The sequence below is a fragment of the Streptomyces sp. NPDC044064 genome (assembly GCF_056434245.1).
This window is the reverse complement of sequence record NZ_JBWKFN010000010.1, coordinates 84340-106269: the sequence shown is the minus strand read 5'-3', so window position 1 is coordinate 106269 and position 21930 is coordinate 84340. Positions and strand designations below refer to the sequence as shown.

The 21930-nt window shown below is 71.2% G+C and carries 24 protein-coding genes; 9 read left to right on the top strand and 15 right to left on the bottom strand.

The window, feature by feature from the left end:
- Window positions 1-129 precede the first annotated feature (129 nt).
- On the top strand, window positions 130-1005 hold the full coding sequence (locus tag AC07DS_RS18105) for an alpha/beta fold hydrolase (RefSeq protein WP_479146428.1): 876 nt from the start codon (window positions 130-132) through the stop codon (window positions 1003-1005).
- Window positions 1006-1027: 22 nt separating this feature from the next.
- Here AC07DS_RS18105 and AC07DS_RS18100 read toward each other — a convergent pair whose 3' ends face one another.
- On the bottom strand, window positions 1028-1924 hold the full coding sequence (locus AC07DS_RS18100) for an NYN domain-containing protein (protein ID WP_479146426.1): 897 nt from the start codon (window positions 1922-1924) through the stop codon (window positions 1028-1030).
- A gap of 205 nt (window positions 1925-2129) precedes the next feature.
- Here AC07DS_RS18100 and AC07DS_RS18095 point away from each other — a divergent pair, with 205 nt between their 5' ends.
- Window positions 2130-2282 (top strand): hypothetical protein, encoded by a 153-nt coding sequence (locus AC07DS_RS18095; RefSeq protein ID WP_186581692.1) that lies wholly within the window; start codon window positions 2130-2132, stop codon window positions 2280-2282.
- 44 nt (window positions 2283-2326) lie between these two features.
- Here the strand turns inward: AC07DS_RS18095 and AC07DS_RS18090 are convergent, their stop codons facing one another.
- From AC07DS_RS18090 to AC07DS_RS18075, 4 genes are all read right to left on the bottom strand, one after another.
- The gene (locus AC07DS_RS18090) at window positions 2327-2932 is read right to left on the bottom strand and encodes a MarC family protein (RefSeq protein WP_336111566.1); all 606 of its coding nucleotides are present in this window, start codon (window positions 2930-2932) and stop codon (window positions 2327-2329) included.
- 72 nt (window positions 2933-3004) lie between these two features.
- Complete coding sequence (locus AC07DS_RS18085; protein WP_145883186.1) at window positions 3005-3862, bottom strand: PHP domain-containing protein; 858 nt, start codon at window positions 3860-3862, stop codon at window positions 3005-3007.
- 235 nt (window positions 3863-4097) lie between these two features.
- Window positions 4098-4739 (bottom strand): DUF6758 family protein, encoded by a 642-nt coding sequence (locus AC07DS_RS18080; RefSeq protein WP_479146423.1) that lies wholly within the window; start codon window positions 4737-4739, stop codon window positions 4098-4100.
- A gap of 261 nt (window positions 4740-5000) precedes the next feature.
- Complete coding sequence (locus AC07DS_RS18075) at window positions 5001-5585, bottom strand: suppressor of fused domain protein (RefSeq protein WP_479146422.1); 585 nt, start codon at window positions 5583-5585, stop codon at window positions 5001-5003.
- 458 nt (window positions 5586-6043) lie between these two features.
- Between AC07DS_RS18075 and AC07DS_RS18070 the strand changes: the two genes are divergently transcribed.
- Together AC07DS_RS18070 and AC07DS_RS18065 are read left to right on the top strand one after the other, a co-directional pair.
- Window positions 6044-7174 carry a magnesium and cobalt transport protein CorA gene (locus AC07DS_RS18070; RefSeq protein WP_479146420.1) on the top strand — a complete coding sequence of 377 codons (1131 nt, stop codon included), beginning with the start codon at window positions 6044-6046 and terminating at the stop codon, window positions 7172-7174.
- A gap of 24 nt (window positions 7175-7198) precedes the next feature.
- Window positions 7199-7711: a hypothetical protein gene (locus AC07DS_RS18065; RefSeq protein ID WP_479146419.1), complete on the top strand. Its 513-nt coding sequence runs from the start codon at window positions 7199-7201 to the stop codon at window positions 7709-7711.
- Between the two features lie 95 nt (window positions 7712-7806).
- On the opposite strand, the gene AC07DS_RS18060 is transcribed toward AC07DS_RS18065, so the two are convergent.
- On the bottom strand, window positions 7807-8544 hold the full coding sequence (locus tag AC07DS_RS18060) for a hypothetical protein (RefSeq protein ID WP_479146417.1): 738 nt from the start codon (window positions 8542-8544) through the stop codon (window positions 7807-7809).
- Between the two features lie 190 nt (window positions 8545-8734).
- Between AC07DS_RS18060 and AC07DS_RS18055 the strand changes: the two genes are divergently transcribed.
- From AC07DS_RS18055 to AC07DS_RS18045, 3 genes are read left to right on the top strand one after another with little or no spacing between them, the layout of a single operon-like run.
- Window positions 8735-10039, top strand: a complete 1305-nt coding sequence (locus AC07DS_RS18055; RefSeq protein ID WP_479146415.1) for a magnesium transporter MgtE N-terminal domain-containing protein — start codon at window positions 8735-8737, stop codon at window positions 10037-10039.
- On the top strand, window positions 10029-10631 hold the full coding sequence (locus AC07DS_RS18050) for a DUF1003 domain-containing protein (RefSeq protein WP_479146414.1): 603 nt from the start codon (window positions 10029-10031) through the stop codon (window positions 10629-10631). The genes AC07DS_RS18055 and AC07DS_RS18050 overlap by 11 nt, the downstream gene beginning before the upstream one ends.
- 43 nt (window positions 10632-10674) lie before the next feature.
- A complete protein-coding gene (locus AC07DS_RS18045) occupies window positions 10675-11808 on the top strand; it encodes an Mrp/NBP35 family ATP-binding protein (RefSeq protein ID WP_479146412.1) in 1134 nt (377 codons plus the stop codon).
- Between the two features lie 35 nt (window positions 11809-11843).
- Here the strand turns inward: AC07DS_RS18045 and AC07DS_RS18040 are convergent, their stop codons facing one another.
- From AC07DS_RS18040 to sigE, 6 genes are all read right to left on the bottom strand, one after another.
- Window positions 11844-12992 (bottom strand): PP2C family protein-serine/threonine phosphatase, encoded by a 1149-nt coding sequence (locus tag AC07DS_RS18040; protein WP_479146411.1) that lies wholly within the window; start codon window positions 12990-12992, stop codon window positions 11844-11846.
- 295 nt (window positions 12993-13287) lie between these two features.
- Window positions 13288-13959, bottom strand: coding sequence for a hypothetical protein (locus tag AC07DS_RS18035; protein WP_479146410.1), 672 nt, complete (start codon window positions 13957-13959; stop codon window positions 13288-13290).
- 222 nt (window positions 13960-14181) lie between these two features.
- Window positions 14182-14622, bottom strand: a complete 441-nt coding sequence (locus AC07DS_RS18030) for a sec-independent translocase (protein WP_479146408.1) — start codon at window positions 14620-14622, stop codon at window positions 14182-14184.
- A gap of 86 nt (window positions 14623-14708) precedes the next feature.
- Window positions 14709-16697, bottom strand: a complete 1989-nt coding sequence (locus AC07DS_RS18025) for a S1C family serine protease (RefSeq protein WP_479146407.1) — start codon at window positions 16695-16697, stop codon at window positions 14709-14711.
- Window positions 16698-16830: 133 nt separating this feature from the next.
- The gene (locus AC07DS_RS18020; RefSeq protein WP_479146406.1) at window positions 16831-17805 is read right to left on the bottom strand and encodes an anti-sigma factor family protein; all 975 of its coding nucleotides are present in this window, start codon (window positions 17803-17805) and stop codon (window positions 16831-16833) included.
- Entirely contained in the window at window positions 17802-18590 is a 789-nt protein-coding gene (gene sigE, locus AC07DS_RS18015) for an RNA polymerase sigma factor SigE (RefSeq protein ID WP_479146705.1), read from the bottom strand. Before sigE ends, AC07DS_RS18020 begins: the two co-directional genes overlap by 4 nt.
- Window positions 18591-18752: 162 nt before the next feature.
- Here sigE and AC07DS_RS18010 point away from each other — a divergent pair, with 162 nt between their 5' ends.
- Window positions 18753-19451: an O-methyltransferase gene (locus AC07DS_RS18010; protein WP_479146703.1), complete on the top strand. Its 699-nt coding sequence runs from the start codon at window positions 18753-18755 to the stop codon at window positions 19449-19451.
- An 87-nt stretch (window positions 19452-19538) separates the two neighbouring features.
- Here AC07DS_RS18010 and AC07DS_RS18005 read toward each other — a convergent pair whose 3' ends face one another.
- A complete protein-coding gene (locus tag AC07DS_RS18005; RefSeq protein WP_018544333.1) occupies window positions 19539-19706 on the bottom strand; it encodes a DUF3117 domain-containing protein in 168 nt (55 codons plus the stop codon).
- A 373-nt stretch (window positions 19707-20079) separates the two neighbouring features.
- On the opposite strand from AC07DS_RS18005, the gene chcB reads away from it, so the two are divergent.
- Window positions 20080-20883, top strand: a complete 804-nt coding sequence (chcB, locus tag AC07DS_RS18000) for a 2-cyclohexenylcarbonyl CoA isomerase (RefSeq protein ID WP_479146405.1) — start codon at window positions 20080-20082, stop codon at window positions 20881-20883.
- Between the two features lie 81 nt (window positions 20884-20964).
- On the opposite strand, the gene AC07DS_RS17995 is transcribed toward chcB, so the two are convergent.
- Together AC07DS_RS17995 and AC07DS_RS17990 are read right to left on the bottom strand one after the other, a co-directional pair.
- Window positions 20965-21552 carry a DNA-3-methyladenine glycosylase I gene (locus AC07DS_RS17995; RefSeq protein WP_479146404.1) on the bottom strand — a complete coding sequence of 196 codons (588 nt, stop codon included), beginning with the start codon at window positions 21550-21552 and terminating at the stop codon, window positions 20965-20967.
- Window positions 21549-21902 carry a DivIVA domain-containing protein gene (locus AC07DS_RS17990; protein WP_479146403.1) on the bottom strand — a complete coding sequence of 118 codons (354 nt, stop codon included), beginning with the start codon at window positions 21900-21902 and terminating at the stop codon, window positions 21549-21551. Before AC07DS_RS17990 ends, AC07DS_RS17995 begins: the two co-directional genes overlap by 4 nt.
- Window positions 21903-21930 lie beyond the last annotated feature (28 nt).

Genomic DNA, 21930 nt, shown 5'->3' with positions numbered 1-21930 from the left:
CTGTGGGACCGGGCCGTCGGCCTTCTCCCCCACTGCCGCTCTCTCCCCCGTCTGCCCCTTCCTCCGCCTCCATCCCCCTGCCCCACCCTCCCTCCACCCCGCCCGCGCACCGCCCGTAGGCTCTCCCCCATGAGCAGGCCTGCCACCTTCGTCCCGCCTCCCGGTGCCCGCGCGTACTCCCTGCGGACCGCACGCGGTGAGTTCGCCGTTGTCGACGCGCCCGTGGCCGACGGTGTCGAGCCGAAGGGCGTCGCGCTGCTGCTGCCGGGGTTCACCGGGAGCAAGGAGGACTTCAATCCGCTGCATGTGCCGCTGGCCGAGCGCGGGTACCGGACCGTGGCCGTGGACGGCCGCGGGCAGTACGAGTCGGACGGGCCCGAGCGCGACGAATCCGCCTACGCGCAGGAGGAGTTGGCGCGGGACGTGCTGGCGCAGGCGGCGGCACTCGGAACGCCGGTGCATCTGCTGGGGCACTCGCTCGGCGGGCAGATCTCGCGTGCGGCCGTGCTGCTCGACCACGCGCCGTTTCTCTCCCTCACGCTGATGGCCTCGGGCCCGGCGCACATCTCGGTCTCCCAGCAGCAGCGCGTGAAGCTGCTGCGGGACGCGCTCGGCGTGATGACGATGGCGCAGGTGTGGGACGCGATGCAGGCGATGGAGGCGCCCGAGGAGACCGACACGGGCGAGCTCGACGGCGGCCTGGTCGGCCGGGAGGATCTGCGGCATCGCTGGCTGGGCAACAAGCCCGCCCAGCTCATCGCCACCGGACGCCAGTTGTGCACCGAGCCGGACCGTATCGCCGAACTGGCCGCCGTAGCGCTGCCGTTCCACGTGCTGTCGGGCTCGCAGGACGACACCTGGCCGCCGGCTCTGCTGGACGAGATGGCGGTGCGGCTTCGGGCGCGGCGCTCCGTCATCGACGGGGCCGAGCACTCGCCCAACACCGAGCGCCCGCTCGCCACGGCCCGGGCGGTCGCCGGCTTCTGGGACGAGCACCCGGGCTGAGGCGGGTGGCGGGAGCCCGGGGCTAGTACTGCGTCTGCAGGTGCTCCCAGAAGCCGTCCCTGAGGGCGCGGCGCAGGTCCGCCTGGCCTCGCAGGGAGTACTGGAGCAGCCCTTCGGCCTCGACCAGCAGGTCCTGGTCGACCGAGCCTGGCAGGTAGGGGTGGCCGGGGAGCAGCTCCACGAGGGCTTCGCGGCCGCGCGCGGCCAGCCACTTCGCGGCGATCTGGGCGCCGACGAAGCGCACGTCCTCGCGGGTGGGCCGGGTGCCGGCGGGGGCCTCGTAGGCGGCGGCCGTGCGGCGGGAGACGTACGGCTTGAAGAACTCCAGGTCGAGGGTGCGCTGGCTGTCGACCTCCCAGAGCAGCGGCTCGGCCTGGTTGCGGCCTTCGGGCGCCTCGATGCCCCACAGGTGGACGCGGGCGCCGTAGCCCTGGGCCGCCTCCACCGCCGAGACCAGGTCCTCGTCGCCGCCGAGCAGGGCCGCGTCGCTGATCGCACGGTGCCGGGCGAGGGACTCCAGGTCGGAGCGGATGAGGGAGTCGACGCCCTTCTGCTGGTTGTTGGCGTTGAGGTTGCCCAGGCGGACCTTGACGTCGGGCAGCTCCGCGATGGACTGCTGCTCGGCGGTGTGGATGCGGCGCCGGGCGCCGTCGTACCAGTAGACGCGGAGCAGCCGGCTGTCCGCGAAGATCGTGCGGGCCCTGTCGATCAGCGCCTCGATGAGACCCTCGGCGTCCAGGTCGAAGGCCCGGCGGTCCTCCGTCCCGGCGACCAGCCGGCCGGCTGCCGCGTAGAGGTATCCCGCGTCGACGAAGATCGCGTGGGTCGAGGGCGTCTTCGCCACCTCGGCGAGCATGCGTTGCAGTAGCTCGTTGGTGTGGTCGATACGGGCGGCGAGGGCCGCCAGGTCGTCGTTCATCGCTTCCATTGTCCCGGCGGTCACGCTACGAACACAACCGGTCCCGGTCAGTCCCGTGCGCCTCATCTACCGGTCAGTAATTAGCCGTTCGAAAAATTTCTTTAGCGTAGGGAATGTTTGTAACACGCAACCCGTTGACTACATACGACAGCAGGACACACCAGTAGTTCTCCTCAGGAGGATGACCAGACGAAGGGAGAAGCCCATGCGCTTCGAAATCATGCGACTCGACGAGGTCAACGGCACCACCGTGGACAGCACCGTCGTGGACGCCGCCTCCGTCAACCGGATCGTTCAGCAGGCCGCCGCCATCGGACAGCGCCTGTGGATCCGCCCGGCCGAGACCCCGGCCTCGTAACGCGGACCGCCACTCAAGCTTTCCGGGGGAGCCGAGCCCACGTCTCAGCTCCCCCGGATCACCTGAGTGACACCGTTGATGATCTGCTGCACCGCGATCGCGGAGAGCATCATGCCCGCGAGCCGCGTCACGAGGACCACACCGCCGTCCTTGATGACCCGGATGATCAGCAGCGAATAGCGCATCACCAGCCACAGCACGACGTGGATCGCGAGGATCGCGGACCACACCGAGACCTGCGTGGCCACACTGCCGGCCTTCTGCACGGCGAGGATCACGGACACGATGGCACCGGGCCCCGCCAGCAGCGGCATGCCCAGCGGTACGAGGGCGACGTTCACGTCCTTGGTCTGCTTCGGCTCGTCGGTCTTGCCGGTGAGCAGGTCGAGCGCGATCAGCAGAAGCAGCAGACCGCCCGCGATCATCAGCGCGGGGACGGACACGTGCAGGTAGTTCAGGATCTGGTGGCCCAGGACGCCGAACGTGGCGATGACCCCGAAGGCCACACAGACGGCCTGGAAGGCCATCCGCTTCTGCACCTTGGCAGGGCGCCCCGCGGTCAGCGCGAGGAAGATCGGGGTGATCCCGGGGGGATCCATGATGACAAAAAGGGTCAGGAACAGAGAACCGAAGACGGCGACGTCGAACATGGCGGAAGTACAGGCCTTGCAGGAGAGAGCGGAACGGGCGTGAGACGGAGCGGGGTCGGCCCCTGAGGGACCTCAGGCCCCACCGGTGCCCGGCACCGGGAAAGCGCCGGTGGCCCGCCGGATGATCTCCCCGTACACCTCGGGGTCCGTCGTGTACTCGCCCAGCGACACGGTCTTGCGGCTGCCGTGGTAGTCCGAGGACCCCGTGACCAGCAGCCCCAGTTCCTTCGCGAGGCCCCGCAGGCGCTCCCGGGCGTCCAGGTCGTGGTCCATGTGGTCGACCTCGATGCCGTCCAGACCGGCCGCGGCCATCTGGGCGATCGCGGACTCCGGCACCGTGCGGCCGCGCTTGGCGGCGGCCGGGTGCGCGAAGACGGCCACGCCGCCCGCGCCCTTGACCAGCCGGATCGCCTCGAAGGGGTCGGTCTCGTGCTTCTCCACGAAGGCCCGGCCGCCGTCGGCCAGCCACTCCTCGGTGAACGCGTCGCTCACCGTGGGCACGACGCCCAGCTCGACGAGCGCGGTCGCGACATGCGGACGCCCCACGGAACCGCCGGCGGCGATCCGCTCGACCTGCTCCCAGGTGACCGGCACGCCCAGCGCGTTCAGCTTGGCGACCATGCCCTGCGCCCGCGGCACCCGGTCGTCCCGGACCAGCTCGCGCTCGGCGAGCAGGGCGGGCTCCTCGGGGTCGAAGAGGTAGGCCAGCATGTGCATGGAGATGCCGTCGACACGGCAGGACAGCTCGGCGCCGGTCACCAGGGTGAGCCCCTCGGGCACCGCGGCGATCGCCTCGGCGTACCCACGAGTGGTGTCGTGGTCGGTCAGCGCGACGACGTCCAGCCCGGCGGCAGCGGCATTGCGCACCAGCTCGGCCGGGGTGTCCGTACCGTCGGAAGCCGTGGAGTGGCAGTGCAGATCGATACGCACGACACGGACTCCAGGCGGTGACGGGACGGAAGGGGACACCTAAGGATAGCGGTCGCGAAGGGATGCCCTGTCACACCCGAACCTGGCGAGCACCCCCTACAAGGCCACGCGGCCGCCAAGGGGAGCGGGGAACTGCGCATGATGACGCAGCCGCCGAACGGGCGCGGGGAACCGCACGACCAGCCGCAACACACCCGCAGCCACCGACCGCCGGCGCTCCCCGCCCCAGCCGGCGCTACGGCTGGAGCAAGCGCGGCGACAAGGCCCCGCACGGCACCAGGTCCAGCTCCGCCCCCGCATCCCGCAGATCCGTCAGCACCAGCTCGTCGTACATGAGCAGGCCTGACTTCTCGGGCCACAGCACCGCCCACAGCCACAGCCCCAGCGCCTCGCCCGCGAAGACGGCGCGGTCGTCGGGGGCGCCGGTGACGTGCCAGAGCGGGGTCGGGCGGCCGGCGGCCAGGACCTTGGCCTGGGGCGGTTTCTCGACGTTCATGTACGCCCCCGGGTCGGGGCCGTCGATGCCCGCGTACCGCGCGCCGAGGCCGACGCCGAGTTCCTCGGCGACCAGGATCAGCTCTCCCATGCCGCCGAGCGGGCCGGGACCGGAGCAGGCCACGGCGCTGGCACGACCGCCGCTGCGGTCGTCCCCCGCGTAGGCCACACCGGTGAACAGCCACCCGACCGGCAGCGGCCAGGGCATCCACACCGGAACCTGCGTGCGGTGCAACATCACGTTGAGCGCCTCGACGCTGGGCGGGATCACGGGCTGCAGCGGATGCACCGTCCCGTGCACATCACACTGCCAGGAATCGGCGAAGAGTCCGGGAGCCCTGACCCGGCCACCACACTTCGGGCAACTGGGTTCGCCCCTCATAGGGCTCCACGGTCCTACCCGGACCGGCCCACGTCAAGGACGATCACCCGTCCGGACGGAATGCGCGCGCCACCTCACCGGCCAAAACTAGATGCATCTCGCACTAATCAGCTCCCCTAACCTGCCATGTGCACAGGCCGGCCATCCGCCCGCCGGGGCGGGAGAAGCACATGGACCCCCTCGACGCGGGAGCCGGCGGCATCGCCGTCTTCGCCAACTGGCCGATTCCGGCCTTGCGTTGGTGAGTTCGGTCACTCCGGGTCAGTCGAGCTGGACGGATCTGCGGGCGGGGTCCCTCAGGTCCGTGCCGTTCGCGAGCCAGCGCTCCTGGAGGGCCTGGGCGCCGTGCACCCGCTTCCAGGCCGCCTCGTTCGGGGTCATCGGCAGCAGCGGCAGGAACCGTACGGGCTCCATCGGATCGTCCAGCTCCAGATCCTCGACGAGCCCGCCGGGTTCGCCGACCAGGACCGAGGTGAAGGGGGCGCCGGGCCACAGCGGGTCCCCGACGTCCAGGGAGGCGCCGGGGACCACCACCAGACCCTCCACCTGCGGGGACGCGGCGAGGACGGCGAGCGGACGGAGCACCTTGTCGGTCTCCGTGAGGCCCGCGCGGACCGACAGGACCAGCTCTGCGCGGGGGCCCTTGACGGGGTCGGCGAGCATCGCCGTGGGATCCGTCATGGGGTGCGCCGACATGCCGAGCGTGGCATAGCGGACCACGTCCCCCTCCTGAAAACGGAGCACTTCGATGCGGTCCGTACCGAGGAAGGTGACCGCGGCGCGCGCGTCCGGCGTACCCAGCGCGGTGGTCAACCGGGCCTCGACCAGAGGAAGAACATCAACCATGCGGTGAGCATAGAACTCGTCAGCAGCGGGCAAAGCGGCGCCTTGACACTATGGGCGGCTGCTACGCTGAGCCGGTGGTTCGGGGCAGCACGCAGAAGCGTCGCTATCAAGTCCCGACGCCGATGAGACTCCCTTACGAGGGACCGGCCGGAGGAGGTGGGGCTGTCATGGATCGAAGTCGACCTGGTAGTACCACTCGCTCTTCCGGCTGCTGATGTAGTTCCTGGCTGGCTGCCGCCTTCCCGTTCGCGTCTTCGTCCGGAAGAGCACTTCGTTTCGCTTTGCCTGATCTGTCTGACCTGAATCAGTTCTGCATCAGTAGCGAAGTCGCCACCGCGACGATGCGGTGCTCCCCGCTTTGTGGACGTGCCAAACATCCGCAGTCAGGACGTCCCCATTCCGGGTAGTTCCACCCGTTGCCGTGCGCTTTCGCTGCCTGCCTGCGAAGGAGCCTGCCCATGTCGATGATCCGCGACCTGCGTGCCGTGGTCCGTCCGTCGTCCCGTGACTCGCTGCGCAAGACGACGAGCACGAGCGCCTCGTACGACACCACGCGTGACCCGGCCACGCCCTCGGCGGTCGTCGACTGCGCGGTCTACCGCGACGGCGCCCGGGTGCAGAGCCCGGGATCGCTGACCCCGCAGGAGGCGATGCGGCAGGTGCGCCGCGACGGCGGGTTCGTGTGGATCGGCCTGCACGAGCCGACCGAGGCGGAATTCGCCGGTATCGCCCGGGAGTTCGGGCTGCACCCGCTGGCCGTCGAGGACGCGGTCCAGGCCCACCAGCGGCCCAAGCTGGAGCGGTACGACGACTCGCTCTTCACCGTGTTCAAGACCATCCACTACGTGGAGCACGACCGGCTCACCGCCACCAGCGAGGTCGTCGAGACCGGCGAGGTCATGTGCTTCACCGGCCGGGACTTCTTCATCACCGTCCGGCACGGCGGCCAGGGCTCCCTGCGGGCGCTGCGCCACCGGTTGCAGGACGACCCCGAGCTGCTCGCGAAGGGCCCCTCGGCCGTACTGCACGCCATCGCCGACCATGTCGTGGACGGCTACATCGCGGTCGCCGACGCGGTGCAGGACGACATCGACGAGGTGGAGACCGAGGTCTTCTCGCCGGGCCGCCGGGGCGGGGTCTCGCGTGGTGTGGACTCGGCACGGATCTACCAACTCAAGCGTGAGGTGCTGGAGTTCAAGCGGGCGGTGGCTCCGCTGCTGCGGCCGATGCAGCTGCTGAGCGAGCGGCCGATGCGGCTGGTCGACCCCGACATCCAGAAATACTTCCGGGACGTCGCGGACCACCTCGCCCGGGTCCAGGAGCAGGTCGTGGGCTTCGACGAGCTGCTCAACTCCATCCTCCAGGCCAACCTGGCGCAGGCGTCCGTCGCGCAGAACGAGGACATGCGCAAGATCACCGCCTGGGCCGCGATCATCGCCGTGCCGACGATGGTGTGCGGGGTGTACGGCATGAACTTCAAGTACATGCCCGAGCTGCACTGGAAGTACGGCTACCCGGTGATCATGGGGATCACGGTCGTGCTGTGTCTGGGCATCCACCGCACGCTGAAGCGCAACGGCTGGCTGTAGAGCGGGCCTGGATAGGCTGGGCGCATGACAAGAGAGCTGCTCGACCTGGCCCTCATCGAGGAGGCCGGCAAGAAGTCCGGACTCGTCTGGGTCAGGGGTGCCGACGCCCCGGCCGCGCGTGCGCTGTGGCACGTGTGGCACGAGGGTGCGGTGTGCCTGGTCGGCGACGGGCCCGGAGAGCAGCCGCTGCCCGGTCTCACCGACGGCGGCTCGGCCGAGGTGACCGTGCGCAGCAAGGACAAGGGGGGCCGGCTGGTGAGCTGGCCGGCGACCGTGTCCGAGCTGGCCGCCGGCTCACCGGAGTGGGAGGCGGCGGTGGCCGAGCTGAAGGGGAAGCGGCTCAACGCCCCCGACGGCGAGGAGATGCCGGGGCGCTGGGCGCGCGAGTGCCGGGTGCTCCGCCTCGTGCCGGCAGGGGCTTCGGTGCCGTTGCCCGACGGCAGCCTGGCGGAACGACCGCTGCCGACGCCGGCGACCACGCGTCAGCCGATCCCGGCGGGGCTGCCCCGACTGCTGGCCAGGCGCCGGAAGAAGTGATGCCGCGCCAGGGCCGGGCAGGGTTCGGCGCCGCCGGACCCTTACGTCGGGACTGATCGCCGTCGGGACCGAGTGCACCGGCCGACCGGGAGCGGCTACGACGTCGGCAGCTGCCTGCCGTAGTCGACCGTCTCCGACTTCGCGGGCTCGGCCACCGTGAAGTCCTTGCCCCAGTCCGAGAAGCTGAGCGTTCCTGCGCTGCCGGCGCGGACCAGGCGAAGGGGATACGGCTTGCCCTGGAGGGAGACGTCGAGGGTGCCGCCGGAGCCGGCGTCACCGGTGATGCGGATGGTGGGGGTGCCTGACTGGTCGTGGTGACCGTCCGTCGCCAGCTTTCCGTGCAGGGTCAGCAGACCGTCGAGGAGGACAGCCTTGTCCGTGAAGCCGCTGAACTTCTTGTACGCGGGATCGCCCTGCGGCACCTTGACGTACTTGCCGTTGAGCTTGCCGGCCGCCCCGGTGTCCCCGCTGTGGCTCCAGAAGTCCGCGTCGGCCTTCAGATACAGCTGCTCGCCGACCCGCAGCAGGCCGAACGTCGCTCCCTGCGACGTGACCGAGCCGCTGCCGCCGCCGGCCTTCAGCCGCATGTCCAGCCGGTACGTGCGGCCGCTGGTGACCACGGTCCCGGACAGCCGTACCGCGGGCGCCGCGTCCGCCGCGGCCCGGGTCTTCGTCTGGATCCGGTCCGGGGACAGCTTGCCGACCCCGTTGGTCCCCGCGTCCGGGTCCTCGCTGCTGCACCCCGTCAGCACCATCGCTCCCGTCACGGCCAGTGCGCATGCAGCGCGCACCAGCGTGGCCCGGCGGGTACGGCCCTGGGGAATCGCAGTCACAGGTGACGCTGCCTTTCTGACGGGTCCTGAGCGGCGTACCGCAGCGTACCGGGGCCCCACCCGCCCGGCGGAGCCAGTCCGTCCGGACCGCCCACCAGGGCGTATCCGATCGGTACGGGCTAGCCTGAAGCGCACGCGAGCGGGCAGAAAACAGCAATTCCCACGCAATGCGAGCAAAGGAAGCACAGTCATGGCAGCCGGCGCCCCCCGGATCTTCGTCTCGCACCTCGCCGGGGTCCCCGTCTTCGATCCGACCGGCGACCAGGTCGGACGCGTACGCGAACTGGTCGTCATGCTGCGCGTCGGGCGACGGCCCCCGCGCGTCCTCGGACTGGTCGTCGAACTGTCCACCCGGCGCCGTATCTTCCTGCCGATGACCCGGGTCACCGGCATCGAGTCCGGACAGGTCATCACCACCGGCGTGCTCAACGTCCGCCGCTTCGAGCAGCGGCCCACCGAGCGGCTGGTCTTCGGGGAGCTGCTGGACCGGCGGGTGACGCTGGTGGAGACCGGCGAGGAGGTCACCGTCCTCGACGTGTCCGTGCAGCAACTGCCGGCCCGCCGGGACTGGGAGGTCGACCGGGTCTTCGTCCGGAAGGGGAAGAAGGCCGGTGCCTTCCGGCGGGCCAAGGGCGAAACGCTGACCGTGGAGTGGTCGGCGGTCACCGGCTTCTCCCTGGAGGAGCACGGACAGGGCGCGGAGAGCCTGCTCGCCACCTTCGAGCAGCTGCGCCCCGCCGACCTGGCCAACGTCCTGCACCACCTCTCCGCCAAGCGGCGCGCCGAGGTCGCCGCCGCCCTGGACGACGACCGCCTCGCGGACGTCCTGGAGGAACTGCCCGAGGACGACCAGATCGAGATCCTCGGCAAGCTGAAGGAAGAGCGCGCGGCCGACGTCCTGGAGGCCATGGACCCCGACGACGCGGCCGACCTGCTCTCCGAGCTCCCGGAGGAGGACAAGGAGCGGCTGCTGAGCCTGATGCAGCCCGCCGACGCGGCCGAGATGCGGCGCCTGATGTCGTACGAGGAGCACACCGCGGGCGGTCTGATGACCACCGAGCCGATCGTGCTGCGCCCGGACGCCACCGTCGCCGACGCACTCGCCCGGGTCCGCAACCCCGACCTCTCCCCCGCCCTGGCCGCCCAGGTCTACGTCTGCCGGCCGCCCGACGAGACGCCGACCGGCAAGTACCTGGGGACCGTGCACTTCCAGCGGCTGCTGCGCGACCCCCCGTACACCCTGGTCAGCTCGCTGGTCGACGACGATCTGCAGCCCCTGGACCCCGACGCCACGCTGCCCGTCATCGCCGGGTTCTTCGCGACGTACGACATGGTCGCCGCGCCCGTGGTGGACGAGTCCGGTTCGCTGCTCGGCGCGGTCACCGTGGACGACGTGCTCGACCACATGCTGCCCGAGGACTGGCGGGAGACGGAGTTCCATCTGAACGAGGAGGACGGGGCGGCGAGTGAGGGGGCGAGCGCGCATGGCTCCTGAACGTGAGGGCACCCGCGAGCGCACCCCGGTGGGCGCCACGGCCGCCACCCGGCACCGCGCGCCCCGCCTGGACCAGCCGCGCCCGCCCCGGCGCCGGTACCTGCCCGAGTGGGACCCGGAGGCCTTCGGGCGGCTGTCGGAGAAGATCGCCCGCTTCCTCGGCACGGGACGCTTCATCGTCTGGATGACGGTCGTCATCATCCTGTGGGTGGTGTGGAACATCGCCGCGCCGGGGAATCTGCGCTTCGACAACTACCCGTTCATCTTCCTGACCCTGATGCTGTCCCTGCAGGCCTCCTACGCGGCCCCGCTGATCCTGCTCGCGCAGAACAGACAGGACGACCGCGACCGGGTCAACCTCGAACAGGACCGCAAGCAGAACGAGCGCTCCATCGCCGACACCGAGTACCTGACCCGGGAGGTCGCGGCGCTCCGCGTGGGCCTGGGCGAGGTGGCCACCCGCGACTGGATCCGCTCCGAGCTGCAGGACCTGATCAAGGAGCTGGAGGAGCGACGGCGCCACGACGGTCATGTCGTATTCCCGGCGGAACGGACGGAACGGTCGCCGGGACGTGACGCAGACGACCGCTGAAGTGCTACCCGGAGGCCCCTCGGCGCGCCGTACCATCGTCCTTATGGCTACGGAAGACGCGGTGCGCGAGGCACTGGCGACGGTGAACGACCCCGAGATCAACCGCCCCATCACCGAACTGGGGATGGTCAAATCCGTGGAGATCGGCGCGGACGGGGCGGTCGCGGTGACCGTCTACCTGACCGTCTCCGGCTGCCCCATGCGCGACACGATCACCAAGCGGGTGACCGAGGCGGTCTCCCGGGTCGAGGGCGTCACCCGGGTCGACGTCACGCTGGACGTGATGAGCGACGAGCAGCGCAAGGAGCTGGCGACGGCCCTGCGCGGCGGCCAGGCCGAGCGCGAGGTCCCCTTCGCCAAGCCGGGCAGCCTCACCCGGGTCTACGCGGTCGCCTCCGGCAAGGGCGGCGTCGGCAAGTCCTCGGTGACGGTCAACCTGGCCGCGGCGATGGCCGCCGACGGCCTGAAGGTGGGCGTGGTCGACGCCGACATCTACGGCCACTCGGTGCCGCGCATGCTGGGCGCGGACGGCCGTCCGACCCAGGTCGAGAACATGATCATGCCGCCGTCCGCGAACGGCGTGAAGGTCATCTCCATCGGCATGTTCACCCCGGGCAACGCCCCCGTCGTCTGGCGCGGCCCGATGCTCCACCGCGCGCTGCAGCAGTTCCTCGCGGACGTCTACTGGGGCGACCTCGACGTCCTGCTCCTGGACCTCCCGCCGGGCACCGGCGACATCGCGATCTCCGTCGCCCAGCTCGTCCCGAACGCCGAGATCCTGGTCGTGACGACGCCTCAGCAGGCTGCGGCCGAGGTGGCCGAGCGGGCCGGCGCCATCGCCGTCCAGACCCACCAGAAGATCGTCGGCGTGGTCGAGAACATGTCCGGCCTGCCCTGCCCGCACTGCGGCGAGATGGTCGACGTCTTCGGCACGGGCGGCGGCCAGACAGTGGCGGACGGCCTGACCCGCACCACGGGCGCGACGGTCCCCGTCCTCGGCAGCATCCCCATCGACGTCCGCCTCCGCGAGGGCGGCGACGAGGGCAAGCCGGTCGTCCTGACGGACCCGGAGTCCCCGGCGGGCTCGGCCCTGCGCGCGATCGCGGGCAAGCTGGGCGGCCGCCAGCGAGGGCTGTCGGGCCTGTCGCTGGGGATCACCCCCAAGAACAAGTTCTGAAACCGCAAGCCTGCGGTCTGCGGCTCCGTCATTGGTCAGCCTTCTGACCAGCGGCGGAGCCGTCGACGTTGGTCAGCCTCGTGTCCGAAGCCGCTTGCGTGGATGACGCGGCCGTGGTGGCGGTGTCCGTGGTTGTCGGGGTGGCGGTGAAGGGCGACGAGAGCGGCGTCATCGCTGAGGCATCCGCGGGTGTGGGCGAGAAGATCGCGTTGGATGTGGTGGAGCAGCGATTCGGGGCCAACCTTGTTCCATTGGGCGGCCCGCGTCTCCAGGGGATAAAAGCGGCCGTCGGGGTCGCGGGCTTCGATGACGCCGTCTGTGTAGAGCAGGAGAGTGTCGCCCGGCTCGAAGGAAGCTACGTCGATGGCGTATGCATCCGGTCCGGTTTCTGTGATCCCCAGTGGCGGCGCGGGGTGCAGGCTGGGGACCGTGAGGGCGCTGGTCGGGCTGAGCAGCAGGGGCGGAGGGTGTCCGCAGCTGATCATTCGGATGACGTGGTCGTCGTCGAGGAGTTCCAGCAGCAACGTGGTCGCGAAGCGCTCGCCGGCCTCTGCACTCGGCTCGAAGTCGGCCAGGTAGCGGGTCACGCTGTGCTCCAGGGTGGCGGCCAGGTCGGGAAGAGCGGCGTGGCGGTGGGCGGCCTCGCGGAAGGCCCCGAGGAGGAGTGCGGCTTCGCCGATGGCGGACAGCCCCTTGCCTCGGACGTCTCCGATCATGATGCGCACACCGCCGGTGACGCGGGTGGCCGCGTACAGATCACCGCCGATTTGTGCCTCGTCCTCGGCAGCCATGTACAGGCTGGCGATTTGCACGGTGCCTATACGCTCCGGCAGCGGCCACAGCAGGCCGTGCTGCGCGGCCTCGGCGACCGACCGCACCTGCGCCAGTTGGCGTTGGCGGCGTTCGCGCATCACGCAGAGACACATGCACAGGCCTGTGATCACCGCTAGGGCGAGGACCTGGACCAGCACGCTGCGGGAGAAGAGCACGCCGAAGTGCCAGCCGATGTCCACCTCTGCCCCTTCAGACAGGAAGCCGATCAGGCCTGTGAGCGATGCGCGGGCGAACGTGGCGGTGATGGCAGGAGCGATCACGAGCAGCGAGCCGAGATGGATGTCCTCCGGGGACAGCTGGTCGGCTGCCGTGATCACTGCGATGAGGACGATTGGAGCGAGCAGCAACACACGGCTTGACCGTCGCACCTGCCGTAGACCGGCCGAGACGTCTCCAGCCTTCACATCTTCTACATTGCCATCGCCGGGGGTGCCCTACGAGCGCGGGTGTTCCGGTTGTTTCCGTGCCGCTGCTCTGCTGGTCTCCGGCTGGTGCGGCAATCGCCCGCAATTCGTTCAACAAGCAGTTCTGGCACCCGGCGCTTCCAGGGCAGCCCCGGGCCGCTCCAGGGCCGCTACGGCGAAGGGGGCGCCGTCCGCAACGGACGGCGCCCCCTTCGTCGTAGAGCCTTGCTACCTGCTCGCGCTAGGCGTACGTCGAGATGTCCTTGATCATGGCGAAGCCGAGACCGTAGGCGCTCATTCCTCTGCCGTACGCGCCCACGTGCACGCCCTCGTGCGTGGAGCCCGCGAGGACCCAGCCGAACTCGGACTCCCGGTAGTGGAAGGGCGTGGGCACCCCGTCCACCGGAAGGGACAGGGTGGACCATTCGGGTCCGTCGAGGTCGTCGGCCAGGGCCCACGCGGTTTCCGTCTGCTGGTCCAGCCAGTCGTCCCGCAGGCTGTGGTCCATCTGGCCGGGCCAGGTGAACGACAGCAACCCCACCCCCGCCAGCCAGGCCGCGGAGGAGACCGAGGTCGCCTCCAGCAGGCCCGTGCCGTCGGCGCTCCGCCGGGACGGGTTCGCCGCCACGGTGACCACGACCGCGAACTTCTCCCGGGGCTCGTCCGCGGACGCGGCAACGTGCTCGTTCCGCACGGAGGGCTCGTCACCGTGCCCGATCGACCCGTGTTCGACGGCACCGTCGGCCGCCGTGCCGACCTGCATCAGCCAGCGGGGCCCCGTGAACGCCTCGTCGAGGCCGTACCACGGGAAGGGCGCCTGCAGGTAGCCGTCGACCGCACGCCGGGCGAAGGGGAGCTGCTGTCCGCCCTCCGCGGCCGGCGCCTGCGCGCCCACCCGACTCGTCGTCTCCATCTCCCGGACGCCTCCTCGCTCTCGTCGGACCGGGGTGGCCCGCCCCCCTTCGGGCGTACTGTCCGGTCCGCACAACAACTCGGCAGCATATCCACACCGCTGAGGGCAGCACGGAAAGCGCCCGGCGCGTGGGTCGCGCAGAGGGCCTGTTCACGCCGTGAGCGGCGGGTGCGCGCTATGAAACGCGTCACGTCCGCCGCTCGTCGCGCGTGTCGGGTCCGGTCAGGTGGCGTCCGCGTCGAACGGCGGACGGTCGTCCTTGTCGGTGTCCTCGGGCTTCTTGGTCATGTCGATGCGCCCGCCGGGGGCGGAAGAGGGCGACGAGGACGGGCCCTCGCTCTCGCGGCTGTGGACGGCGTCCGTGACCTCGGCCATCTCCTTCTTCAGGTCGAAGCCGTTGCGGATCTCCTTCAGCCCCAGGTCGTCGTTGTCCAGCTGCTTGCGGATGAACGTCTTGGGGTTGAGGTCCTCGAACTCGAAGTCCTTGAACTCCGGTCCGAGTTCCTCGCGGATGTCCTGCTTCGCGCTCTCCGAGAACTCGCGGATCTTCCGGACCGTGCGCATCACGTCCTGGATGACCTTCGGGAGCTTGTCGGGACCGAAGACGAGCACAGCGAGCGCGATGATCGTCACCAGCTCGAGTGGTCCTATGTCATTGAACACCTGACGCTCCCATTGCGATGTTCTCGGTCACTCAACGGTACCCGGCGCAGCTGTCAGACCGGTACCGTCCCGAGGTGAGACTTCTGTCAGTTCTGGTCCGAAGCGCCCAGCACGAGTGAGACTTCCCTTCTGCCACCGTGTTCGACCGTCAGGCGCAACCCGTCGCCGGGCCGGTGGGCCCGGATCTTGACGATCAGTTCCTCGCCCGAGTGGACGCGTTCTCCGTCGACCTCGGTGATGACGTCGCCCGCGCGCAGGCCCGCCCGGTCGCCGGGACCGCCCTCGGCGACGGCGGGGCCGCCGTCCCGGGCCTTGGTGTCGATCCGGGCTCCGTCGCCGGTGTAGCCCATGTCGAGGGTGACGCCGATGACGGGGTGCGTGGCATGGCCGTCGTTGATCAGTTCCTCGGCGACCCGCCGGGCCTGGTTGACGGGGATGGCGAAGCCGAGGCCGATCGAGCCGGCCTGTCCGGTCCCGGAGTCGGTGCCGTCGTCGGCGGAGCGGATGGCGGAGTTGATGCCGATGACCCGGGCCCGGGAGTCGAGGAGGGGACCGCCGGAGTTGCCCGGGTTGATGGGGGCGTCGGTCTGCAGCGCGTCGACGTACGACACGTCGCTGCCGTCGCCCTTCTCCCCGCCGGCCGTGATGGGCCGTTCCTTCGCGCTGATGATGCCGGAGGTGACCGTGTTGGCCAGGTCGAAGGGCGCTCCGATGGCGACGACCGGGTCGCCGACCTGCACGTTGTCCGAGTTGCCGAGGGGCATGGGGGTGAGCCCGTGGACGCCGCTGACCTTGACGACGGCCAGGTCGTATCCGCTGTCGCGGCCCACGACCTTCCCCTTGGCGGTGGCGCCGCTGCTGAACGTCACCGATATCTCGCCGCCGGACGAGGCGGGCTGGACGACATGGTTGTTGGTGAGGATGTGGCCGCGGGCGTCGAGCACGAAGCCGGTGCCGGTGCCCGCCTCGTCGGCCCCGCGTACGTGCAGGGTGACGACGCTGGGCAGTGCCCGGGCGGCGATCCCGGCGACACTGTCCGGCGCCCGTCCGGCGGGCACCTGTCCGGCCTGCGGCAGATGTATGCCGCCCACGCCCTCGCGCTCGACGTAGGCGCCGGCGATCCCGCCGATGCCGCTGGAGACGACGGCGACCAGCAGCGTCCAGCCGAGGAAGATCCGCCTGTCCCGCTTGCGCCGCTGCTCCTTGGTGAGCACCGCTTCACCGGTCTGCTGCAGCGGTCCGTGCACGACGGACTGCTGCCCGGCCGCAGGCACGGCCCAGGGGTCGTAGCGCTGCCAGGGGCCGGCGTCGGCCGGCTCCGGCGGAACCGAGGCCCCGGCATCGAGCGAGGCTGCGGGCACGGCGCCGGGGTCGGACAGGTCCCCCGGCGCACGCACCGGCGGCGCGCCCGGCGCGGACACCGAGGCATCCACCGGCGGGGGCGCATCCGGGCCCGCGGGGGCGGGCGGGACCGCAGCCGTGTGCCCCGGCGCGGGCGACACCGCCTGCGCCGGAACCTGTGAAGGCCGGGGCTCCCCAGGGGCGGCGGCGTGCGCTTGCGCAGCGGCGTCAGGGACCTGCGGGGCAACGGGTACTTGCGGAGATGCCTGCGCCTGTGGAGCGGCCGGGGCCTGCGAGGCGGGCTGCGCCTGTCCAGTGGCGGGGACCTGCGCCGCTGTCGCCGCCGGGTGCTGGACCGGTGGTGCGGGTGCCCAGGGGCCCGGCTCGCCGTAGGGCGGGGTGCTGTAGGGGTCGGGGTCGTGCAGGGGCCTGGGACGCCCGGCAGGCGGTACGACGGCGGAGCCCGCCTCGGCCGACTCCGCCGCCACCGGCTCTGCCGCATCTGCCGCCGACTCCGCAGCCAACTGCTCGGCGGCCACCGGCTCAACAGCAACAGGCTCGGTCTCGCCGCTCACGGCCCCGCCCGTCCCCGTGCCGCCCGGTGCGGCCACCGCAGGCTTCGCCAGTTCGAAGTCGCCGTCGGCGGGCCTCGCCGGTGATGCCCCCGCCGACGTCTGTTCCCCGCGTTCCCCCTGCTCACCGGGCGGGACGGACGTCGGGTTCCCCTCGTTCATGCTCTCCCCACGGCTGGCCGCGGCCGCGCGCATCGGCGGTGGCCGCGGTACGTCGAATCCGTGCCCGGGTCAGCGCCGCGGGCACGGCTTCACAGGATTCAACCAGGTTCGACGGCCATGGCGAGGAGGCAGGTCAGGGCGCCTGACGGGAAGGGGAGGTGGAGGGAGCGGAGGCGGTGTCGGGGACGGGGGCGGACAGCGGGCCGGGGCCGGTCGCCCGGGGCGAGGCGGACCCGGAGGTCAGCGAGAACGGGGGGATCTCGCTCAGCGGGCGTATCAGCGGGGAGACCGCGGCCGCGCCCGCCATCACCGGGGCGGTCAGGTCGTGCACGGCGTCCTGGACCTGTCCCGTGGCCGGGGCGGGCACTCCGGGCACCAGCGGCGCGGACATGGAGGTCGGCGCCACCGAGGTCTGGCCGAGCAGGCTGCTGCCCTGGGCGAGCAGCGGTCCCACCCCGCGACGGCGCTGGGAGTCGGGCGTCGCCGCGCCCGCGCCCGTGCCGGCCGAACGCGACGGGGACACATTGCCGCTGCCGGAGCCGCCGCGGGCGTCCGCGGCCATGTCGCCGGGGATGGCGGTGGTCACGCCGCCGAGGGCGAGCGCGGCCAGCGACACCGCGCCGGCGGCGGCGAACGCGAACCGCAGCCCGCGCGAGGCGGAGCGGTCGGCGTCCGGGCGGCCGACGGGGTGGATGCGGAAGCCGCGGTCCTCGGGGGCGACGGAATGGGCGGGCGAGGCGGGGACGTAGCCGAACTCGAAGCGCTCACCGCGCCCCATGCCGAAGACGCCGGCCCCGGGGCCGGGCCCGAACAGGCCGCCGTCGGGCGCCGACGTGCCGTCCCCGTCGGTGTCACCGCCCCCGGGAAGGCCCTGGAGGCGGGCCAGGAAGCTCTCGGAGGGCGGCGGCGGGGCCGCCTGTGCGAAGACGCTCTTCAGGCGTCGCTGGGCGTCCGCCTCCGCCTTGCACCGGGCGCAGGTGGCCAGGTGGGCGAGGACGCGCTCACGCGACTCATGGCCGAGCTCTCCGTCCACCAGGGCGGAGAGTCGGTCTCCCAGGTGCTGCTCGGCGAAGTGCGCCGGAGCAGGTTTCGGTCGGGATCCACTCACGCGGTCGCGCCCCCTCCCCCCAGAGCGGGGACACGGGCGACGAAGGAACGCCGCTCGGCCTTCCGGGCCTCGGGTGAACGGTGGGCGAGGGCCTTGCGGAGCTGGGAGCGGCCGCGGTGGATGCGGGAGCGGACCGTGCCGAGCTTCACGCCGAGGGTCGCGGCGATCTCCTCGTAGGACAGCCCTTCGATGTCGCACAGGACGACCGCTGCGCGGAACTCGGGCGCGAGGGTGTCCAGGGCCTGCTGGACGTCCGCGTCGAAGTGGGCGTCGTTGAAGACCTGCTGCGGGGTGGGCTCGCGGCTGGGCAGGCGCTCGGCCGCGTCCTCGCCGAGGGCGTCGAAGCGGATGCGCTGCTTGCGCCGGACCATGTCCAGGAAGAGGTTGGTCGTGATGCGGTGCAGCCAGCCCTCGAAGGTGCCCGGCGAGTACGTCGACAGCGAGCGGAAGACCCGGACGAAGACCTCCTGGGTGAGGTCCTCGGCGTCGTGCTGGTTGCCCGTGAGGCGGTAGGCCAGTCGGTAGACCCGGCCGCTGTGCGTGCTGACGATCTCCTCCCACGTGGGCGGAGTCCATGCCTGCCCGTCCGCGTCGGTGGAGAAGGTCGCGGTCTGGGTCTCGCCCGCGGCGAAGCCGGCGGTGCGGCTGTGGTCAGCAGCGGTGTCGGTCACGGATTTCGGCCTGCCCGCCGACCCGAGAAAGCGCCGCAGCACTCCTCCCCGGTCCCCGGGCGCAGCCGCACCTCCCCTGTCGGCTCTGGTGGTGTCCACTGGAGCCCCTACCATAGCCACCTCGCCCGTTAGCTCCGGATAAGCGGTTTTACGAGAATTTGATACGTGCTGATACGGCTCATACGGCTGCGTCAGCATGTGCTCGGCGTCCTGATCCACCTCTTACCCCCCGTCGCGTCCCGGGCCACCGGCTCAACCCTTTAAACGCCCAGTCCCATCTGCGGGTTCCCGGCACCAACGGATACAGTCACGCCGAGGCAACCACGGGGACAGGAGAGGGTCATTACCGGCAACCGGCAGACGAGCTGGGCGTTCGCCGACGCCTTTGTCGCCGAGGACGAAGCGCTGCGCTGGGCCCGGGACCGGGCCCGGGAGGCAGGGCTGCGCTCGGTGTCGCCCGGCACGGGCGCCGCGTTGGGCATGCTCGCCGCCTCCGTGGACGCGAAGGCGGTCGCGGAGATCGGCACCGGCTGCGGGGTCTCCGGGATCCATCTTCTGCACGGCATGCGCTCCGACGGGGTGCTCACCACGGTCGACCCGGAGCCGGAGCACCAGCAGTTCGCCCGGCAGGCCTTCCGCGCCTGCGGCTTCGCCAGCAACCGGGCCCGGTTCATACCCGGCCGGGCCCTGGACGTGCTGCCCCGGCTCGCGGACGCCGGCTACGACCTCGTGTTCTGCGACGGGGACCGGCTGGAGTACTCGGACTACCTCGCTGAATCGTTGCGTCTGCTGCGTCCGGGCGGCCTGGTCGTCTTCGAGGGCATATTCGCCAACGGCCGTACGGTCGACTCGGGACCGCAGCCCACGGAGGTGCTGCGGCTGCGCGAGCTGCTGCGCACGGTGCGGGAGAGCCAGGAGCTGGTGACGTCCCTGCTGCCGGTGGGCGACGGCCTGCTGTGCGCCGTCAAGCGGTGACGGGCGGGACGCGAGGATCCGGGAACGCGGCTGCCCCGGCACCGCAAACGGTGCCGGGGCAGCCGGTAGGACCGGATCTCGGGCGCGTCAGACGACGACCTTCTTGAGGGCGTCGCCGAGCGCCTCGGCCTCGTCAGGGGTCAGCTCGACGACGAGTCGACCGCCGCCTTCGAGCGGAACGCGCATGACGATGCCCCGCCCCTCCTTGGTCACCTCGAGCGGGCCATCGCCCGTCCGCGGCTTCATGGCCGCCATGCTCGTTCCCCTTCCTGAAACCAGCTCATCGTCTGCCGACGGCCCCGGGAGGGCACGCGCGGTCCCGAGCGGACGCGCGACAACGGCATCGAACACATTGCTTCCAAGCCATTATCCCGCATCTCAGGACCCGATGACCAACATCAGTCGGCATCGCTTGGGCAACGCGCGCGAGCAAAACCACTCAATTCGGCGATGTGGCTGCGATACTGCTCCACCTCGCGGACGCCCTCCGCACGAGTCCACTCCGGTTTTCTTTGACGCAGGTCACACGTCCGGTCCGGCCCTTGGAATGCGATCTCCGCCATGCTGTCCTTCGGACAGGGACGTACTGAGCGGTACGTCACCAGCGACGACACCGAGGGGATGCGCCATGGCCGACACCGTGCTCTACGAGGTGAACGACGGACTCGCGACGATCACGCTCAACCGCCCCGAGGCGATGAACGCGCTGAACATCGCGACGAAGGTCGCCCTGCGGGAGGCGGCGGAATCCGCGGCAGGGGACACCGCCGTACGGGCGATCCTGCTGACCGCGGCCGGCGACCGGGCGTTCTGCGTGGGCCAGGATCTGAAAGAGCACATCGGGCTGCTGGCCGCGGACCGTGAGACGGGGTCCGGGCAGACGATGAGCACCGTCAAGGAGCACTACAACCCGATCGTGAAGGCGCTGACCGGTGCGCCGAAGCCGGTCGTCGCCGCGGTGAACGGGGTCGCGGCCGGGGCGGGCTTCGGCTTCGCACTCGCCGCGGACTACCGGGTGGTGGCCGAGACGGCGGCGTTCAACACCTCCTTCGCGGGTGTCGCGCTGACCGCGGACTCCGGCATCTCCTGGACGCTGCCGCGGGTGGTCGGCCCGGGCCGCGCCGCCGACCTGCTGCTCTTCCCGCGCAGCATCAGCGCCCAGGACGCGCTGGAGCTGGGCATCGCCAACCGCCTGGTGCCGGCCGCCGAGCTGCGGGCCGAGGGCGAGAAGGTGGCCCGGGCCCTGGCCGAGGGCCCGACCGTGGCCTACGCGGCGATCAAGGAGGCGGTGGCCTACGGCATGACGCACTCACTCGCCGAGACCCTGGACAAGGAGGACGAGCTGCAGACGCGGGCGGGGCAGTCCGAGGATCACACGATCGCCGTGCAGGCGTTCGTGAACAAGGAGAAGCCGAAGTACTTGGGGCGGTAGCGCGCCGCGGGGAGCTGCGGGTCCGTTGTGGCTGGTCGCGCCCGCGCGGCCGAGCCGTACGTCGATACGGGCCCGCGCCCCTCACGGGGCGCTTCTGGACACGCACGTCTCCAGGTGGTCGTTCACCAGCCCGCACGCCTGCATCAGGGCGTACGCCGTCGTCGGGCCGACGAATCTGAGGCCGCGTTTCTTCAGCGCCTTCGACAGGGCCGTGGACTCCGGGGTGACCGCGGGGACGTCGGCGAGGGTCTTCGGGGCCGGGCGGGCGGCCGGGTCGGGGGCGTGGGACCAGATGAACTCGTCCAGCTCGCCCTCCGCCCAGTCCGCGAGCACACGTGCGTTGGCGACCGTCGCGTCGATCTTGGCGCGGTTGCGGATGATGCCCGGGTCGGCCAGCAGCCGCTCGCGGTCCTCGTCCGTGAACGCGGCGACCTTCTCGATCCGGAAGCCCGCGAAGGCCGTACGGAAGCCAGGGCGGCGGCGCAGGATCGTGATCCAGGACAGACCCGACTGGAAGGCCTCCAGGCTGATCCGCTCGAAGAGGGCGTCGTCGCCGTGGACCGGGCGGCCCCACTCCTCGTCGTGGTACGACACGTAGTCCTCGGTGGACAGGGCCCACGGGCAGCGCAGCGCCCCGTCGGGCCCGGCGAGGGCGGCCCCGTCGCTCATCGCTGCTCCCCGTGGCCCGGCCGCTCCAGGCGGGCGTGCGCGGCGGCCGCTCTGGCGCCGGCCAGCGCGGACTCCAGGTCGGCGATGCGGGCGTCCCGCTCGGCGAGTTCGGCGGCGACGCGGGCGAGGACGTCGTCGACGTCCGCCATGCGGTAGCCGCGCGGGACGAGCGGGAAGCGCACGCTCTCGATGTCCGCGCTGCCGACCGGGCGGTCCGCGGGCAGCGGGTCCTGCAGCCGCTCCGGGGCGGCCTCCGGCAGCGGTGCGCTCTCACCGCCGCTCACCACGGCGAGTGTCACCGCGGCCACCACGACGGCGAGGGCGACGACCAGGAACAAGAACATAACCATCGCTGAGGTCCCCACGCTCCTTGCGCCC